The organism is Chitinophaga sp., from assembly GCF_035564935.1.
Lineage (GTDB): Bacteria > Bacteroidota > Bacteroidia > Chitinophagales > Chitinophagaceae > Chitinophaga.
Genome location: NZ_DATMTE010000525.1, coordinates 1 through 1,743 on the forward strand (window position 1 = coordinate 1; position 1,743 = coordinate 1,743).

The following is a 1,743-nucleotide window of genomic DNA, read 5'->3' on the forward strand; positions in this document are numbered from 1 at the left end:
GTAAAATGGTTTCATAGGCGTCAGGTATTTATACATGGTATGGCTAAAATATGTAATTAAAATAAGATTAAAATTAGATATAATATGGTGAAATAAAAAAAGTGTTATTATTTGTAATATGAATATGTGCCAGATAAGTTGGGAAGATGGGTTAGCGAAAAATTGATTGTCAATTGCTTAAAGGAGGTAAAAAAATATCAGGAAAGTTATCCACATTGAGGGGAGGAGTTGAATTATTTACGGGAGACTGTGCTTTATTCAATTATTTTCATACCTTTGCAGACCAAATTTGATGTAAGATGCCCAAAGTAAAGACACATTCCCGTGCCAAGAAAACGTTCAAGGTTGGTGGGAACGGACAGATTAAGCGGTTCATGGCCTTCAAAAGCCACTTACTGACTAAAAAATCTACGAAAAGAAAACGTAGCTTAAGAGGTAGTACGCTGGTTCACGAAGCAAATCTTAACCTGGTTAAGAGAATGCTCGGAATGCGCTAGTATCTGTCAAAAGAATCGAATTTTATAACCTGAGAAAAAAACAAAGCAAATGCCTCGTTCAGTTAATGCCGTAGCTTCAAGAGCCCGGAGAAAAAGGATCTTAAAGCAAGCCAAAGGCTTCTACGGTAAAAGAAAAAATGTGTACACCGTAGCGAAGAACGTTCTTGAAAAAGGACTTACTTATAGCTATGTTGGCCGTAAATTAAAGAAAAGAAACTATCGCCAGCTGTGGATCGCCCGTATCAACGCTGCTGTTAGAGCAGAAGGGCTGACCTATTCTGTGTTTATGAACAAATTAGCCGGTAAGAATATCGACCTGAACAGAAAAGTTCTGGCTGATCTGGCTATGAATGAACCAGAAACATTTAAAGCACTGGTAGCTTCTGTAAAGTAAGACTTACCTGATAGTAAATACCCGGTAGCTGGCATCCCACACGATGCCAGCTATTTTGTTTTTAGGGAAAATCCCAAACACTGCTGAACCGCTGCCACTCATAGCAGCATACAGGGCCCCTGATGAATACATTTGCTGCTTAATGGCGCCCAGTACAGGATGCACCTGGAATACAGGGAGCTCAAAATCGTTCGTCAATACATCTTTCCATAATTCCACCCGCGTTTGTATCACTTCCCTCAGCGAATAGGCAGGGGCACCGGGTGTTAATTGCTTAAATGCCCAGCCGGTATTTACATGAATACCCGGGTGTACCAGCATAAACGAGTAACCGGAAAGGTCCAGCGTTATCTCCTCCATCATTTCTCCCCGTCCTGTGGCGTAACAAGGCCGGTTCGCAATAAAAAAGGGACAGTCGCTCCCCAGTTGTGCGGCATAATTGACCAGCGCTGTTTCCTTAAGATCCAGCTGAAACTTTTGGTTGAGGAGCTGCAGCATAAAAGCCGCATCTGCAGAACCGCCGCCAAGGCCGGCGCCAATGGGTATATTTTTAAATAAATGAATGCTTACGGGTGGAAGATGGGGGAAATCGGATTGCAACAGCTGAAACGCCTTTAAACAGAGATTGTCGGCCGCATTACCCGGTACCGGGATACCACTGCTTTCAAATTGCAGTTGTGTATGTGTAATCACCTCCAGCGCATCATTAACAGGCAGGGGATAGAATACGGTTTCCAGGTCGTGAAAACCATCCGGGCGTTTCCGGGTAATATGTAAACCCAGGTTTATTTTACAGTTGGGAAATACAATCATGTATTGTTTATTGCACAGCAATCCAGCAGCCCCCTGTGT

General features: G+C 42.8%; 3 protein-coding genes. 2 read left to right on the forward strand and 1 reads right to left on the reverse strand.

All coding sequences use genetic code 11. The features are described 5' to 3' along the window. Positions 1-299 precede the first annotated feature (299 nt). Both rpmI and rplT read left to right on the forward strand, forming a co-directional pair. Positions 300-497 carry a 50S ribosomal protein L35 gene (gene rpmI / locus VN105_RS13375; RefSeq protein ID WP_079471802.1) on the forward strand — a complete coding sequence of 66 codons (198 nt, stop codon included), beginning with the start codon at positions 300-302 and terminating at the stop codon, positions 495-497. Positions 498-546: 49 nt separating this feature from the next. Continuing rightward, entirely contained in the window at positions 547-891 is a 345-nt protein-coding gene (gene rplT / locus VN105_RS13380; RefSeq protein WP_078673350.1) for a 50S ribosomal protein L20, read from the forward strand. A 3-nt stretch (positions 892-894) separates the two neighbouring features. On the opposite strand, the gene ispE is transcribed toward rplT, so the two are convergent. Further along, positions 895-1,743: 4-(cytidine 5'-diphospho)-2-C-methyl-D-erythritol kinase (gene ispE, locus VN105_RS13385; protein WP_325641663.1), on the reverse strand; the 849-nt coding region annotated here is incomplete at its 5' end.